The organism is Leucobacter komagatae (assembly GCF_000834055.1).
Lineage (GTDB): Bacteria > Actinomycetota > Actinomycetes > Actinomycetales > Microbacteriaceae > Leucobacter > Leucobacter komagatae_A.
The window spans coordinates 71999-87989 of record NZ_JXSQ01000014.1; the positions used below are offsets into that span (position 1 = coordinate 71999).

The 15991-nt window shown below is 65.3% G+C and carries 10 protein-coding genes; 8 read left to right on the top strand and 2 right to left on the bottom strand.

Annotated elements, in window-relative coordinates; genetic code table 11:
* Positions 1 to 16: 16 nt before the first annotated feature.
* Together SD72_RS11000 and SD72_RS11005 are read left to right on the top strand one after the other, a co-directional pair.
* On the top strand, positions 17 to 1090 hold the full coding sequence (locus SD72_RS11000; RefSeq protein WP_042544495.1) for an LLM class flavin-dependent oxidoreductase: 1074 nt from the start codon (positions 17 to 19) through the stop codon (positions 1088 to 1090).
* Positions 1087 to 1731, top strand: a complete 645-nt coding sequence (locus SD72_RS11005; RefSeq protein ID WP_052492619.1) for a GNAT family N-acetyltransferase — start codon at positions 1087 to 1089, stop codon at positions 1729 to 1731. Before SD72_RS11000 ends, SD72_RS11005 begins: the two co-directional genes overlap by 4 nt.
* Here SD72_RS11005 and SD72_RS11010 read toward each other — a convergent pair.
* Positions 1706 to 2827 carry a mannose-1-phosphate guanylyltransferase gene (locus SD72_RS11010; protein ID WP_042544496.1) on the bottom strand — a complete coding sequence of 374 codons (1122 nt, stop codon included), beginning with the start codon at positions 2825 to 2827 and terminating at the stop codon, positions 1706 to 1708. The genes SD72_RS11005 and SD72_RS11010 overlap by 26 nt on opposite strands.
* 186 nt (positions 2828 to 3013) lie before the next feature.
* Here SD72_RS11010 and sdhC point away from each other — a divergent pair, with 186 nt between their 5' ends.
* The 5 genes from sdhC (at position 3014) to SD72_RS11035 (ending at position 9424) form a co-directional block, all read left to right on the top strand.
* The gene (gene sdhC / locus SD72_RS11015) at positions 3014 to 3430 is read left to right on the top strand and encodes a succinate dehydrogenase, cytochrome b556 subunit (RefSeq protein WP_084767157.1); all 417 of its coding nucleotides are present in this window, start codon (positions 3014 to 3016) and stop codon (positions 3428 to 3430) included.
* Positions 3431 to 3450: 20 nt separating this feature from the next.
* On the top strand, positions 3451 to 3894 hold the full coding sequence (locus SD72_RS11020; protein WP_042544497.1) for a succinate dehydrogenase hydrophobic membrane anchor subunit: 444 nt from the start codon (positions 3451 to 3453) through the stop codon (positions 3892 to 3894).
* A 46-nt stretch (positions 3895 to 3940) separates the two neighbouring features.
* Positions 3941 to 5773, top strand: a complete 1833-nt coding sequence (sdhA, locus tag SD72_RS11025) for a succinate dehydrogenase flavoprotein subunit (RefSeq protein WP_042544498.1) — start codon at positions 3941 to 3943, stop codon at positions 5771 to 5773.
* Positions 5774 to 5776: 3 nt separating this feature from the next.
* Complete coding sequence (locus tag SD72_RS11030; RefSeq protein WP_042544499.1) at positions 5777 to 6544, top strand: succinate dehydrogenase iron-sulfur subunit; 768 nt, start codon at positions 5777 to 5779, stop codon at positions 6542 to 6544.
* Between the two features lie 396 nt (positions 6545 to 6940).
* The gene (locus SD72_RS11035; protein WP_157000551.1) at positions 6941 to 9424 is read left to right on the top strand and encodes an SHIRT domain-containing protein; all 2484 of its coding nucleotides are present in this window, start codon (positions 6941 to 6943) and stop codon (positions 9422 to 9424) included.
* Between the two features lie 137 nt (positions 9425 to 9561).
* Here the strand turns inward: SD72_RS11035 and SD72_RS17005 are convergent, their stop codons facing one another.
* Complete coding sequence (locus SD72_RS17005) at positions 9562 to 11403, bottom strand: sigma-70 family RNA polymerase sigma factor (RefSeq protein ID WP_198141944.1); 1842 nt, start codon at positions 11401 to 11403, stop codon at positions 9562 to 9564.
* Between the two features lie 343 nt (positions 11404 to 11746).
* On the opposite strand from SD72_RS17005, the gene SD72_RS11045 reads away from it, so the two are divergent.
* A partial coding sequence (locus SD72_RS11045) for a hypothetical protein (protein ID WP_042544501.1) occupies positions 11747 to 15991 on the top strand: 4245 nt, incomplete at its 3' end.

Here is a 15991-nt window from a genome sequence, read left to right on the forward strand (position 1 = left end):
GGCAAGGAGATGCCCCATGACTGCTTCACCACTGACCCCCACCACGCGTCGCCCGCTCACACACCTCGGCTTCATCCACCTCGTCCCGTTCGACCGCGAGCACCCTCGCCGCGGGCTCGACGAGGGCATTGAGCTCTTCGAATACGCCGAGCAGCTCGGGCTCGACAGCGGCTGGGTGCGCACCCGGCACCTGCAGTACGGGCTGTCATCGCCAGCGGCCTTCTTCTCCGCCGTCTCCCAGCGCACAGAACGCATTGGGCTCGGCAGCGCCGTCATTCCCGTCGGGCACGAAAACCCGTTTCGGCTCGCGGAGGATCTCGGCGTCGCAGACGCACTCTCGGGCGGGCGTGTGCTCCCCGGCCTCAGCGTGCATCCGCCCGGGTACTCGGAGGAGGCGAACGACCTCGTTTTCGATACCGGCTGGCGCGATGAAGACTACGGGTACGGGCGCATCGAGCGCCTACGGTCGCTGCTTGCTGGCGACCCGGTGCGCGAGGTGCCGCCGTACAGGGGCATCGGGGGAGACTTCGACTCCGAGCGGGTGGAGCCGCACAGCGCCGGGCTCTCGGAGCGGCTCTGGTACGGCGGCGGATCGCTCCGCTCAGCCGAGTGGGCCGGGCAGGCAGGCTTCAACTGGCTCGTGAGCAACATCAGCTCCGCAGAGAACGGCCTCACCGGATTCGCCGAAGTGCAGCGCGCCCAGATCGACGCGTTCCGCTCGCACCACCCCGAGGGAGACGCCGCCCGCGCATCGGTTGCGCGTGTGATCGTGCCGACCGACGGGGCGAGCCCCGAACAGCTCGCAAAGTACCGCGCGTACGCCGAGGCGCGCACCCCTCGCACCAGGGAGGTGCACGGCAAGAACACGATCATCGCGCGGGATGTGCTCGGATCGCTCGACGAAATCGTCGAGTTCATCGAACACGACCTCGCATTCAACGCGGCAGACGACTACTTGTTCGAACTGCCCTTCGAATTCGAGCTCGCCGATTGGAAGCACATCCTGCACCAGCTCGCCACCCGCATCGGCCCCGCCCTCGGCTGGCAGCCAGCGCAGCAGGCTCCAACGCGTGCGGGGCGGGCAGCATGAGCGGGCGGCACGGCATCTCGGCGGCAGACGCGGCAGACGCGGCGGGCGAGGCAGGCGGGGCGACACCGGATGCGGAGCTCTCCGGCGCAGCCGCAGGGCGCGAGGCGCTCACTATCCGGCGCGCACGCGCAACCGAATACGCCGCAATCGACCTGCTCGTCACCGAGGCGTACGCGCACGACTACGGCACGCGCGAGCCAGGCGGGGATCCCCTCCACCAATCGGCCGTACGCGACCGTGACTTCGAGGTGTGGATCGCGGAATCTGCTGAGGGAGAACTGCTCGGCACCGTGACACTGCGAAAGGCAGGGGGCCCACCGCTCCACGAGGACATCGCCGACAACGAGCTCGACCTGCGGCTGCTCGGCGTCTCGCCTGGCGCTCGCCGCAGGGGCGTTGGGGCGGCGCTCATGCGGCACGCTCGGCTCGTTGCAGCCCAGAACGGGTTCGGCGCCGTCGTCTTGAAGACGGCCCCGAACATGGCCGGCGCTCACCGGCTCTACGAATCCCTCGGTTTTGACCGCGCCCCCGAACGCGACGGGTTGTGGATCGGCGGCAAGCGCATCATCGACCTCTACAGCTATGTGCTGCCCACCGCCGAAGCGGTGCCGCCCGCTACAGCAGGTGCCCGCCGCCTGTGACCTTCATGCGCTCGACGAGACGCTTCACGTCTTGCGCGCGTTCCTTGGTCGTGACGAGCAGCACGTCCGCCGTGTCTACGACGACGACGTCCTCCATGCCGACGAGGGCGACGAGCCTGTCGCTCTCGGAGACAACGATCCCGCTTGACCCGTCAGAGAGGACCTGCGCGCCGTCGCCGAGCACCGCGAGATCAGATGGGCGTCCGCGGGTGAGGAGATTTGCGACGGAGGCGAAGTCGCCGACGTCGTCCCACTCGAAGTGGGCCGCGACGCACACCATCTTGCCCGCGGCGGCGGCTGGCTCGGCAACCGTGTAGTCGATCGCGATCTTCGGCAGCGTCGGCCACAGCCGCTCCCGCACCTCAGCGCCGCGCTTCTTCCCCCACGACGCTGCCATCTCGCGCAGCGCATCCACCATCTCTGGCTCGGCGAGCGCCATCTGTTCGAGAAGCACGCTCGCCTTGGCGATGAACATGCCGGCGTTCCAGAGGTAGCCGCCGGCCTTGAGGTAGCCCTCAGCGGTCTCGGCGTCTGGCTTTTCGACGAACTCGGTGACGTCGTACAGGTCGAACGGGGCGAGGTCGGTGCGGGCCTCGCCGCAGGAGATGTACCCGAAACCTGTGGAGGGTGTTGAAGGATGTATCCCAATCGTTGCAATGTACCCCTGGTCGGCGGCACGGACCGCGGTGGCAACGGCCCGGCGGAAGAGCACGTCGCCCCGGATCACGTGGTCCGCGGCGAAGGATCCGAGGATCGCGTCAGGGTCGCGCAGCTCCAAAATCGCCGCGGCCAGGCCGATCGCAGCCGATGAATCCTTCGGCTCGCTCTCGGTGACGAGGTTTTCGGGGAGGATGTCGGGGAGCTGCTCGAGGACCGACTCGCGGTGTGCGTTTCCTGTGACAACCATGATCCGCTCACTTGGGGTGAGTGGAGTGAGCCGCGACCACGTTGCGGACAGCAGCGAGTCGCCGGCTCCGGTGAGGTCGAGGAGGAACTTCGGCGCGTTCGCGCGGGAAAGTGGCCAGAGTCTTGACCCGACCCCACCCGCAGGAATGACGCAGGTGAGGCGCTCGAGCGCGGGGTTTGGAGAGGTCATATGGCCAGCCTAATGAATTCGGATGAACGCCTGTGTGTAACCGACGCGCGCGGGGGTGTTCGTGAGACCCCGAGAGAGTGCCATAATGGAAGTCGCAGAGAACTCTCAGCAATGTGGCGTGCCCGCATATCGGGCACCTCCTCAAAGAATGCTGACTCTGCAGCGTGACGACCAAGGAGGAAGCTCGTGTCAGCCCTACCCGCTGAAGCCGCTCCAGCGGCGAAGAAGAAAGCCCAACGCGGCGGTACGCTCTATCGCGGTAACGAGGGCATGTGGTCCTGGGTGTTGCACCGCATCACCGGTGTCGCCATCTTCTTCTTCTTGCTCGTGCATGTGCTCGACACCGCGCTGATCCGCGTCAGCCCTGAGGCGTACAACGCCGTGATGAGCGCGTACAAGACGCCCATCATGGGTCTCGGTGAGGCGGCGCTGGTCGCGGCGATCGTATTCCACGCGTTCAACGGTCTCCGCATCATCCTCGTTGACTACTGGAGCAAGGGTGCCAAGTATCACAGGGCGATGTTCTGGATCGTCATCGCGCTCTGGGCCGTGACGATGGCGGGCTTCCTGCCCCGTCACCTGATGAACGTGTTCAGTCACTAGGCGAGGGCGGAGAAATAAACATGGCTACGACAATCGACGCGCCTCGCGCGAAAACCCCAGCGAAGAAAAACACCAACTGGGAAAAATGGGGCTGGATCTACATGCGCGTCTCCGGCGTGCTGCTTGTGGTCCTCGTCTTCGGACACCTCTTCTCGAACCTCATGATCGGTGACGGCATCAGCTCGATCGATTTCGGCTTCGTCGGCGGCAAGCTCGCGAACCCGTTCTGGAAGGTCTGGGATCTGCTGCTGCTCTGGCTCGCGCTGATCCACGGTGCCAACGGCATGCGCACCATCGTCAACGATTACGTGGTGCGCCCCCGCCTGAACAAGGTGCTCCGCACGCTGCTCTGGCTGTCGGCTGCGCTCCTGATCCTCCTCGGCACCCTCGTGATCTTCACGTTCGAGCCGTGCCCTGCCGGCGCAGACCCCGCGCTCGTCGCTTCCTTCTGCGCTACCCGCTAAGCGGCTCGGCAGCAGAGACGTACAGAATTCAGAAGTAAGGAAACCAGTGACCACGAACACTCATGAGGGCGAAGACGTCACCGTGAAGGACGGCGTGACCTATCACCAGTTCGACGTAGTAATCGTCGGTGCTGGCGGAGCGGGCATGCGTGCCGCGATCGAGGCCGGCCCGAAGGCGAAGACCGCGGTCATCTCGAAGCTCTACCCGACGCGCTCCCACACGGGTGCGGCGCAGGGCGGTATGGCCGCCGCGCTCGCAAACGTTGAGGAAGACAACTGGGAGTGGCACACGTTCGACACCGTCAAGGGTGGCGACTACCTCGTCGACCAGGACGCTGCGGAGATCCTCGCGAAGGAAGCCATCGAGGCGGTCATCGACCTCGAGAACATGGGCCTTCCGTTCAACCGTACGGCTGACGGCAAGATCGACCAGCGCCGCTTCGGCGGGCACACGCGCGACCACGGTAAAGCAGCGGTTCGCCGTGCCTGCTACGCCGCGGACCGCACGGGCCACATGATCCTGCAGACGCTGTTCCAGAACTGCGTGAAGCTCGGTATCAACTTCTTCAACGAGTACTACGTGCTCGATCTCGTGATGACGGGTGAGGGCAAGGACCGCAAGCCTTCGGGCGTTGTCGCCTACGAGCTCGCGACCGGCGCACTGCACGTCTTCCAGGCCAAGTCGATCGTGTTTGCGACCGGCGGCTTCGGCAAGATCTTCAAGACGACGTCGAACGCGCACACCCTCACCGGTGACGGCGTCGGCATCGTGTGGCGCAAGGGCCTCCCGCTCGAGGACATGGAGTTCTACCAGTTCCACCCGACGGGCCTTGCCGGCCTCGGCATCCTCCTCACCGAGGGTGCTCGTGGTGAGGGCGCGATCCTGCGTAACGCGAGTGGCGAGCGCTTCATGGAGCGCTACGCGCCGACGATTAAGGATCTTGCCCCGCGTGACATCGTTGCGCGCTCGATGGTGCAGGAAGTCCTCGATGGCCGCGGCGCCGGCCCGAACAAGGACTACGTCTACCTCGACTGCACGCACCTCGGTGCTGAGGTCCTCGAGACGAAGCTGCCTGACATCACCGAGTTCGCGCGCACCTACCTTGGTGTCGACCCCGTGGTCGAGCCCGTTCCCGTGTTCCCGACCGCGCACTACGCGATGGGTGGAATCCCGACGAACGTGAACGCCGAGGTCCTCATGGACAACGACACCGTCGTTCCTGGCCTCTACGCTGCTGGCGAGTGCGCCTGCGTCTCCGTGCACGGCTCGAACCGTCTCGGCACGAACTCGCTGCTCGACATCAACGTGTTCGGCAAGCGCTCGGGCAACGCGGCTGCCGACTACGCGCAGACTGCTGAGTTCGTCGACCTGCCCGAGGATCCCGCCAAGGAGATCCGCGAGCTCGTCGAGCAGTTCCGCACGGGAACCGGCACCGAGCGTGTCTCAGACCTCCGTCGCGAGCTGCAGGAGGCCATGGACCGTGGCGCGCAGGTGTTCCGCACCGAAGAGTCGCTCACCGAGGTGCTCGGCGTGATCCACGATCTGCGCCTGCGCTACATGAACGTCGGCGTGCAGGACCGCGGCATGCGCTACAACACCGACCTGCTCGAGGCCATCGAGCTCGGCTTCCTCCTCGACCTCGCTGAGGTGCTCACCTACACGGCGCGCAACCGCAAGGAGAGCCGTGGCGGACACATGCGTGACGATTACCCCGATCGCGACGATGAGAAGTACATGCAGCACACGATGGCCTACCTCACGGGCAACCCGCACTCCGCGAACCCCGAGGACCACATCCGCCTGGATTGGAAGCCGGTCACCGTACTGAAGGACGAGCAAGGCGAGTTGCGTTACCCGCCGCTGGAGAGGAAGTACTAGATCATGAGTGCTGTCACCACTGAGGCACCCGGCGATACCGTCGTGGAAGAGATTAAGCCGTTCAACGTTACGCTCCTCATTCGCCGATACGACCCGGAATCGGGCCGCGACGCGTACTGGGAGGACTTCGACGTCGAGATGTATCCAACGGATCGCATCCTCGACGCGCTGCACAAGATCAAGTGGGACATCGACGGCACGCTGTCGTTCCGCCGGTCGTGTGCGCACGGTATTTGCGGGTCAGATGCAATGCGCATCAACGGCCGCAACCGCCTGGCTTGCAAGACGCTCGTCAAGGATCTTGACGTCTCGAAGCCGATCTACGTTGAGGCGATCAAGGGCCTGCCCCTTGAGAAGGACCTCATCGTCGACATGGAGCCGTTCTTCGCCTCCTTCCGTGAGGTGCAGCCCTTCCTCGTCGCGAACTCCGCCCCGGAGCCCGGCAAGGAGCGCATCCAGGACATCGCTGCGCGCGAGCGCTTCGACGACACCACGAAGTGCATCCTGTGCGCTGCGTGCACCACGTCGTGCCCCGTGTTCTGGACTGACGGCCAGTACTTCGGCCCGGCTGCGATCGTGAACGCGCACCGCTTCATCTTCGACTCGCGCGATGACAACGCACAGGTTCGCCTGGACATTCTTAACGACAAGGAAGGCGTATGGCGTTGCCGCACGACCTTCAACTGCTCGGAGGCATGCCCCCGCGGTATCCAGGTGACCAAGGCGATCGCCGAGGTCAAGGCTGCGATCCGCACCGGTGTAACCGTCTAAGATCTGACCCGCTGCGCTCGCGGATGCTTTCCGTGCGCGCTTGAACGCCCCTGAGGGCGTGGCTTTTGCCGCGACCCTCAGGGGCGTTTTCGCGTCTTTGCCGCGATTAGCCGTGGGAAATCCGGGTACGCGGGGTCAAGGCGTGAACGGGCGAAGAGGGGTTTACGGCCCCCACAAGCCCGCGCCTGTGGGGTAGCTAACTTACAGGTGACACTCAGGGTTCTGTGGTTCCGTGATGCTGTGGCGCGCAAGGGTGAGTGTCGTAGGCACGAATCATGGGTTCCATGTCGAAAATGCGTTCCGAGTCGGGGGCCGGGATGTACATACTGTCCGAACAACTGCCTCCCACCGCGGTTCTCCGCAGCGTCGGCTGGCGGTACCAACCCTGGAGACACAATGAAACGTAGCATCCGAATGACGGGCGCGTTAGGCGTCGCAGGAGCCCTGGTCCTCAGCGGTGCCGGGCTTACTGCCGCGAATGCCCAAGGCGCCGGATTTGAAGTCGAGGTCTACGGCATAGACGAAGGCGAGCACATCACCGATGATCGCGAGCTTCTCTTCGACCCCCGGAAGGGGGACGAGCCGGGCAACGCCTACCAGATCGGGTACACAGGCGTACTCGACATGTCGCCGACGTGGGAAACCTACAAGAGCCTGCGGGGCAGCGCGGTGCCGTTCCCCATTAGCGAGCAGACCTGGGTGAGGTCAAACTTTGACGGAACGTGGGATATGAGCTTCACGCTCGATCCCGCCGTGCTGAGCGTGGACGAGGCCGCACTGACTTGCGATGCAGTCAACGCGGAGCTCGACGTACAGAACCCAGGCACGTCTGCGGGAGACATGCTCCAGTGCAGCCAAGTCGGCTACAACAGCGACTCCGGTCTGCTCACCATTCAGCTCGTGATGCAGCTCCGCGATGGCAGCCGCGTGACGGGGGCGCACCTCGACGCGGCGTCGAATGAGCCCCCGCACGTACGCATTCCGATCCCGCCCGGGGCCGTGTACGTAGCGCAGTCCGCGTTCGAAGCAGGCGGAAACGTCTCGCTCACGTCACCGCGGGCACAGGGCCAGATGCGCATGGACCACCCCCTCGGCGCCCTCGTGCCGGTGACGTTCGACCAGGACGGCCCGGCTGCGACACTGGAGATGGTCGAGACCTACCAGACGCGTTACGTCTTCGAGAGTGCCTCTGAGGGGCACGAGCTCCCTGACAGCGTGGTTGGGCTGCTCCCCGAGCCGGCCTTCATGCTGCGTGACGGGGTAACCGTCCAGCCGACCCTCCCGGGTGAGCTGGCCGTTGCTGAAGAGCTCGGCACCTGGGAGTTCCAGGGATGGGACCCCAGCGAGGGCACCGTGAATGGCGCAGACGTCGAGTTCACCGGACAGTGGGCATTCCTGGCGGACGATGACGACGACGAAGGTGACGAGGGTGATGAAGAAGACACCTTCGGCGTGATCTACCGCTTCCATGCTGCAGACGCGGTGGGCGACGGGCCGCTGCCAGACGAGGTACTTGCGCTCCTGCCGTCGAGCGATGAGCGGTTTGAGAGCGGAACGAGCGTCGAGCCAGTGCAGCCCGCACAGACACAGGTAGAGCTTCGAGAAGAAGACGAAGCTGCCGGCATTGTCGTGGTCACGACCTGGACCTTCAACGGTTGGGACGCTGACTCCGTTGTCGTTGCAGACAGCGACGTGGTGTTCACCGGCCTCTGGAGCAAGACCGTGACGGAGGAGCCTATCGGGCCGCCGCCGACTGAGACGTTCGGTGTCAGCTACGAGTTCGTCCCCGCTGAGGGAGTCGAGGGTCCGCTGCCAGACGCGGTGCTGTCGCTGCTTCCCACGAGCGATGAGCGCTACGAGTCGGGTGACACGGTGACCGCAGCGAGCGACGACCTTGGTCCCGTGACCGAAGTTGTTGAGGACGAAGAGGCGAACACGGTGACCACGACGACCTGGGACTTCCAGGGTTGGGATGCAGATTCCAAGGTGGTCGAGGACAGTGACGTGGTCTTCGTCGGGTCTTGGGACATGACCGTGACGGAGGAGCCCATCGGGCCGCCGCCGGCTGTGACGTTCGGTGTCAGCTACGAGTTCGTCCCCGCTGAGGGAGTCGAGGGTCCGCTGCCAGACGCGGTGCTGTCGCAGCTTCCCACGAGCGATGAGCGCTACGAGTCGGGTGACACGGTGACCGCAGCGAGCGACGACCTTGGTCCCGTGACCGAAGTTGTTGAGGACGAAGAGGCGAACACGGTGACCACGACGACCTGGGACTTCCAGGGTTGGGATGCAGATTCCAAGGTGGTCGAGGACAGTGACGTGGTCTTCGTCGGGTCTTGGGGCATGACCGTGACGGAGGAGCCCATCGGGCCGCCGCCGGCTGAGACCTTCGGTGTCAGCTACGAGTTCGTCCCCGCTGAGGGAGTCGAGCGTCCGCTGCCAGACGCGCTATTGTCGCTGCTTCCCACGAGCGATGAGCGCTACGAGTCGGGTGACACGGTGACCGCAGCAGACCTGCTGTTCACCGCGGTGATCGAGATTGACGAGGACGAAGAAGCGAACACGGTGACCACAACGATCTGGGACTTCCAGGGTTGGGATGCAGATTCCAAGGTGGTCGCTGACAGTGACGTGGTCTTCGTCGGAACCTGGGGCATGACCGTGACCGAGGAGCCGCTCATCGAGGATCCCGACGATGAAGAAGAAGAAGAAGAGGACGATACCCCTAAGAAGATCGATGACGATGACAAGCCAGACACGACCCTGCCGAAGTCCGGTGGGGCAGGGCAGGGCCTGTTCATGGCGGGCGGCGCGCTGCTGCTCGTTGCAGGCGCGGCACTGACGCTCCGGCAGATTCGACGCGGTATCCGTATCTCAGAATAAGAAATGACCACGCTCGGTCGTTCGTCACCTGAGTGAGCGTGATCGGAAGCGTTGGGCGGGTGAGGAAGCTCCTCACCCGCCCAACCGCGTCTGTAGCCGAACATGCGGCTGGGAGTGCGCTCCCCGCCGCCATCGCGCTAGGGGATGCAGTGGCGCGACGCGTCGATCGACTGCCAGGGCGAGGAGCGCTTGTCTGGGGTCACGAGGCGCATCTCCAGGGCGACGTCACCGAGCTCCGCCCCGGGGAAGAGCAGCTCCCACGCGGGCAGGAACGACGGATCGCTCGCCTGCCAGAGCGGAAGTGGGTTGTTGCCCGTCCTGGTGATGAAGCCGACTCCGAATGTGTTGCCTCGCCCGTCGTTGTAGACCCCGTTCGAGAACACGTTGCCAGGCTGCCCCTCGAGACCGGGATCGAACGCGGGATCCTTTATCTCGACCGGTACTTTCCCGTCAACCGACCCCCTGAGCTGAATCACCCCGTAGCGGTTTGCGCTTCCGATGAGGCCGAAGCCGGGGAGCATGCACTGGTAGCCGACCCGCAACGCGGGATCCCCGGGCTCCTCGGGTTTCACTGGCGGTTTCACGGGTGGGGTTACCGGCGGTGTGACGGGTGGGTCAACCGGCGGTTTCACAGGCGGTTCAACGGGTGGACGCACCGGAGGATTCACCGGGGGCGTTCCCGGCCCCTCCGTCGGTGGTAGTGCCGGCCCCTCGTCAGTCGGCAGCGGGTTCGGGGCAGCGGGCCCGGCCTGTCCGGGCTCGGGCGGCGTGTGTTTGGGCGCGGTTGGCTCCGTCTCGCGCGCTGGGGCGGTATCGTCGGCGCTCTTGGCGTCGGGTTTGGGCTGGCGTTCCGTCTCGTCCGTTGAGCCGTCACCAGCATCGTCTGCGGTTACCGTTGACTCCGCGACCCCCACCGGCGAGTTCTTCGGAGGCGCCGGGCTCGCCCCTGTGAGGGTGAGCGAGACGACCGTGACGCCGATGACCGCCGCTGCAAGCAGCCCCGAGCCGGTCGTGACGATAGCTGGCATGCCAATACTTGCAACGAGTCCGCCGGTCGTCGAGGCGGCAGCGCCGCTGGTGCCGGCAGCGACACCGCTAGCGCCGCCGCCTGCACCGCCGGAACCGCCGCCGGCACCGCCGAGCGAAGCGGCGCCGGCTGCGGCACCTGCGACCCCGAGTTGCTGCGACAGGCCGAGCTGCTCTGCGAGCAACGCAGTGCCGACGCCGCCGAGCGAGAGCCAGGCGAGCACGAGACCGAGCTGCCTGTTGAGCGTCGTCGACTCGGCAGCGGCTTTCGTGCACGATGCACAGCCGCCGAGATGTGATTCGACCTCACGAGCGAGCCGGGAGGTGAGCTTGCCGCGTTGGAAGCGCTGCAGGTGCTCGAGGGTGAACTGGCACGCACCGTCGGCGAGTTCGCGGTCGATGTGTGCCTCGACCCACCCCGACTTCAGAGCGTCGCGCGCGCGTGCGGCAAGCGCAGACGTGCTGTTCGCCGACAGCCCGAGGAACAGGGCTGCTTCCCGAGGCGGCAGGCCCTCAACCTCGGTGTACCACAGCGCAGCCTGCCACCGCGGGGTAAGTTTCGCGAACGCATCAGCGACCGCGTTGAGGTCGAATGCGTTGTCTTCCCACGGCGCCGCCTCATGCAGCTCCGGAGCGTCGGTGAGCTCAACGGTGGCATGTTCGCCTGCACGGAAGCGGTCGGCTGCAACGGACCTGATGACCTGGTACAGGTAGGGCCTGAAGGTCTCTTGCGGGCCGCGCCCCTCACGAACGAGCTCGAAAATCTTCAGATAAGCGTCCGAGACGAGGTCGTCAGGGTCGAGCGACGGCGCCAGGTTTCTGGCCGCAACGAAACCGGCACGCCTGTGCCGCTCCCAGAGCACAGCAAACGCGTCCGTATCGCCGTCTCGGCACGCACGGAGAAGCCGCTCATCCGACATGGCCTCCCACAGCCGGATACCTTCTTTGCTCAAGTATTTCCCCCAAAGTCGTGCCCGCAGACGCGCCCGTAAGCGGGTACGCGTGAGACACGACATCCGTCGTCATCAAGCAGTCGCTTGAGAATCCCCAGTGCCCAGTATCGGTGATTTTTCTGAAAAATGGGAAAAAAGTTGCTCTGAGAATAATTTTTCCATCCGCGCGTCACGATTTCGTTGTTCGCCCGTGTTAGTAAGTGCCCGGCAATTGTCTTGGCTCCCCTCGGGGAGCCGAGAGGCCAAGCGCCGGGCAACAGTCGTGCGGGGGCACGACGTTTCAACAGGGGGAAGAAACAAAGTGGTATTTGACGTGTTCCGTTCCGGCGCTGCCGGAAATCGAATGAGGCGAACGTTCTCGAAGTTCATCGCGGGGGGAATAGCGGCGTTGCTCGCCGGCACCGTAATGGTGACCGGTGGCGGCGCTTCGGCCGCGATAGCGAGCGAGGGCGCCTCGCTGATGCTCGTGAAGAAGGTGAAACACCTCGACGGAGACTACGTCGATGCCAGCCGAGAACTCCGCCCTGGCGACTCAGTGTCGTACTGGGTGGAGTTCAGAGTCAACGACGCGGACGCGGATGCTCCGGTCCGCGTCGTTGACGTGCTGCCAGCTGAATTCGCTGGCTGGCAGATCACAGGGCTGAGCGCCGTCGTCGGCGGCAGCACCCGCGATGTCACGCTCGACATGCCTGGAATCACCACGGGCGGAGCGCCAGACGGTCCGCTCTCCGGCACGGTCGGCGGCAGCGCAGCCGAGCGCACCATCACCGTCGGTGTTGAACAGCCAGTCCAGACCGGGGCATCGAACCCCGAAGGCATTGGCATGTCGACCCGAGACACCGGTGTGCTTGAGTACACCCTCACCATCCCGGAGGGCCTCGCAGCCGACGATCCGATCCTGCGACGCGACCTCGCGAACACGGCGACGTTCTCAGCGAAAGCTGGCGAGCAGGAGCTCGAGACGAGCGACACCGCGATCATCGCCATTGACAACCCCATCAAGGTTGACGTCACCCCCGCTAAGACCTGGTCTCCTGAGACCCAGAACTTCCGGCCGGGCACGAAATCCGATCTCACGATCGGCGGCACACAGGCCGCGAACGTGAGTGCGAGCGCACTGCGCCTCCAGGATCCGGCCGACCCAGCGCTCGCACCAGAAGGCGCGACCGAACTCCCGAAAGACAACCCCTTCAATTACGTCGACTTCGCCGGGTTTACCGCACCAGCTGGTCCGACAACGAACCTCCCGAGCGGTGCGACGTCCGCAACGGTCGAGGTGTACCGGCTCGCTGGCGGAACCTGGAACTGGGTGGCGTGGGACAGCGCGATCCCGAACGGCGATATCGCTGGCATGCGGCTGAGCTACGCCGGCGAGATTCCACCTGGCACGAGCGTGTCACAGGGGTTCGCGGTGACCCAGCGCGCAACGCACCGTGCGAGCGGCGCGACCGTATCCAAGGGCTACGCCATCACCAACGATGTGCTCGCGACCGTCGAGGTGCCAGGGGAGGAGCCGGTGTCGAAGCAGACCGACGCGCCGTTCACCGTGGCGCCTGAGGCGATTGGCGTCGACTCGCAGAAGCGCTTCTACCCGCTGCCAGACGGTGCAGAGACAACGCAGCTCGGTGGCGTGACCGCGGGCGATTCGGTTGGCGTTGTGCTGCGCGCACTGAACCGCGACGCACCGGCGAGCACGACCCTCGACAGCCTCACGATCACCGAGCCCGCCAAGGGTTCAGACCCGCTGTTCCTCGGCGAAACGCTCTCGTTCGCTGGTTTCGCAGCCGGCTCGCCCGAGGCCGTCTGGCCGCAGGGAGCGACGGCCGGTAAACTCACTTGGACCTACGCTGACGGCACGGTTGAGGCCGTGGCGCTCGATGCGCTTGCCGAGCTTCCAGCGCCCGCCGCTGGCAAGGTCGTTGCGGGATTCGAGATCACCTTCACCGGCGCGATCGTGCCGGGCGCCGCGAGCGAGATTCGCTACGAGCTCGCATCGAGCGCAGCGGATTCCTTCGTGCAGCCGGGCAAACAGACGGGGCGGCTCGTCAACACCATCGAGGTCACCGGTGAACGGGAGAGCCTGCCGCACGCAACATCGTCGGCGTCGGCCACGGTCGCGTACGTCGCGCCGCGGATCGACACGAACATCAAGAAGCGTGTTGGCCCTGGCATCGTGACACCCGGCCAGGACGTCGTGGTGCAGCTCGACACCGAGGTGAAGACCTCTGGCGGGCGCACGCAACCGACGGAGATTATCGTTGAGGATGTGCTTGGCAAGGACGGCACCTTCTGGGACGGCTTTGACGCCAAACAGATCCTCCCCCCGATCGCGCGGCCGGCGAACAGCGGCAGCCCCGTCACCCAGTCCGATCTCACGATCAGCTACATGGACGCTGACGGGGCGTGGAAACAGCTCGCGAAGAACCCGGCAGAGGATGCGCCGATCGACATCCCAGCCGGGGCGACAGGCGTGCGGTTCGCCTACACGAACGACGACGGTTTCTCGCAGACCACCCTTGTGAAGCCCAACATCTCGTTCACAGCGCGCACCACGCTGCGCAGCGACGACTCCCAGCCAACAACGGCGGGATTCACCGACGTGCGCCAGTACGAGAACGTCGCGAAGGTGACCGCGAAGGGAACCCTCGACGACCGGATCGTCACCGGCGAGTCGACGAGCAAGGTAACAGCGGGAATCCGCGACAACCCGAACGGCCCAGGCACTGGCCCGGGCTCCGTGAACCCGCTCTGGGCAAACAAGCAGTGGCGCGACAGCGCCCTCACTTCGCAGTCGAGCGTTGGCACCCTCTCCACCCAGTCGTGGGCGCTCACGCGGGGCGTGTACCAGACCGTCGAGCTCCAGGATCCCGTGCAGCCATCTGCGAGCGGCGCCGGAACCGCCTTTGAGGCGTTCAACCTCACACGCATCCGCCCGATCCACTTCGCTGGGGGCGACGCGAATGCCGCGGTCGACCCGATGCTGCGCTGGGACCTGGTGCGGCAGGTTGAGCTCTGGGACGGCCAGACTTGGCAGACTGTTTCCGCGCCAGCCGGCGGGTGGATGGACGCCAAGGGATTCATCGGGTACTCGCTCACCGCGACCGAACGCGAGCGTGCGCTCGGTGTGCGCCTCGTCATCGAGGAGAACACTGCCGCCCGTGAAGCGGCGCACAACGCCACCGACCCCAACCTCACCGCTCCCGCGCCGGGAAGCGGCGTGAGCACCTCGGGCGAGATCAGAAAGTTCCAGCTCGAATGGCAGCTGCGCGACATTGCGCGGACCGCAGACGGAACGCACAAGTGGGTCAAGGAGACCGGCACTGCTTTCAACTGTGACGGAGGCGGTGACGGCTGCATTGACAACGTGTTTGGTGTGACCGCAACGCCGAAGGACGGAAACCCTGCGCGAGTGCGCGCGAACGACACGATCCAGATTCTTGACGGCGTGCCCAACGTCACGCTCGCCAAGCAGGTGAGGGCGCTGCCAGACGGCAAGCTCGCCTCGAACCTGAGCATGGTCGCACCAAACGCCGGTGAGATCGATCAGGCCGACTACCCGCGTGCACGCTACACGCTGACGGCGCGCAACGCCTCAGCCGCCGCGGCGACAGGCGGAGAGTCGCGCGGCACCATGAAGCTCGGCAAGATCCGTGTCACCGACACCGCTAGCCCCGCTGGTGACGACGCGACCGGCATCGATTCGCGCCCCTTCGCTGGGCGAGATTTCCCAGCCGAAGTGCGCTCACAGGCTGGGAACCACTTCAATAACTTCACGCTCACCGGCGTGAGCTTCGGCAAGCTGCCGAAGTACATTGACACTGCCGAAAGCAGGGTCGAGCTGTGGCTCAACGACGGAAGCGCCGCTGGTTCGACCGCGATTTGGTCGCTGCAACAGGTGCTCGACAACCACCCGGCGTTCCGCGCTGCGTTGCCCGACGCGATCGGAATCGCGGTCACCTACTCGGGCACCGACCCCGCGAAGCTTGGCAACCGCATCGTCTCCGGTGATGACCTCGTGATGCACCTTGATGTGCAGCTGCGCACTTCCGAGCGCATCTCGGGTGACGCGGTGCGCGGTGGCACGTCGGACAGCGTGATCCACGTGCCCAACGAGGCTGTCGTGCGCGGCTGGGATGCGGTCGTGCAGCCGGACGCCGAACCAACTCGGCGCGACGACGCGACCGTCGATCTCGTTCAGGCCGCCGTGAAGGTCGGGCTGACGAAGACGGTCGCCGTGCAGCACCCGAGCGGGACGAATAAGACGGTATTCGAGAGCGACCCTGAGTCGCCAGTGCGTGTTGAGCTCGTCGCACAGCCCAACGGGTCAACCGCGCCACTCGATACCCTCACCATTCAGGACACCACCAAGGGCTTCTGGGACCGCTTCGAACTCGTGTCGTTCGAGGATCCAGCGCTGCCGAAGGGGGCGGACAGGGCAACCGTGCAGGTGCTCGTAGACGGCCAGTGGCAGAACTACGCTGACTTCACAGGCGACCCCGCAACCATCCGCGGCGCCGGAGTCGTCTTCGACCGCGCGGACGCGAGGGTGTTCCCCTCAGGGATAACGTCGTGGAACGCTTCGTGGTCA

Bases quoted from the DNA above. Each gene is read 5' to 3' on its own strand.
- SD72_RS11000 (WP_042544495.1), top strand. From the start codon at position 17: ATGACTGCTTCACCACTGACCCCCACCACGCGTCGCCCGCTCACACAC.
- SD72_RS11005 (WP_052492619.1), top strand. From the start codon at position 1,087: ATGAGCGGGCGGCACGGCATCTCGGCGGCAGACGCGGCAGACGCGGCG.
- SD72_RS11010 (WP_042544496.1), bottom strand. From the start codon at position 2,827: ATGACCTCTCCAAACCCCGCGCTCGAGCGCCTCACCTGCGTCATTCCT.
- SD72_RS11020 (WP_042544497.1), top strand. From the start codon at position 3,451: ATGGCTACGACAATCGACGCGCCTCGCGCGAAAACCCCAGCGAAGAAA.
- SD72_RS11030 (WP_042544499.1), top strand. From the start codon at position 5,777: ATGAGTGCTGTCACCACTGAGGCACCCGGCGATACCGTCGTGGAAGAG.
- SD72_RS11035 (WP_157000551.1), top strand. From the start codon at position 6,941: ATGAAACGTAGCATCCGAATGACGGGCGCGTTAGGCGTCGCAGGAGCC.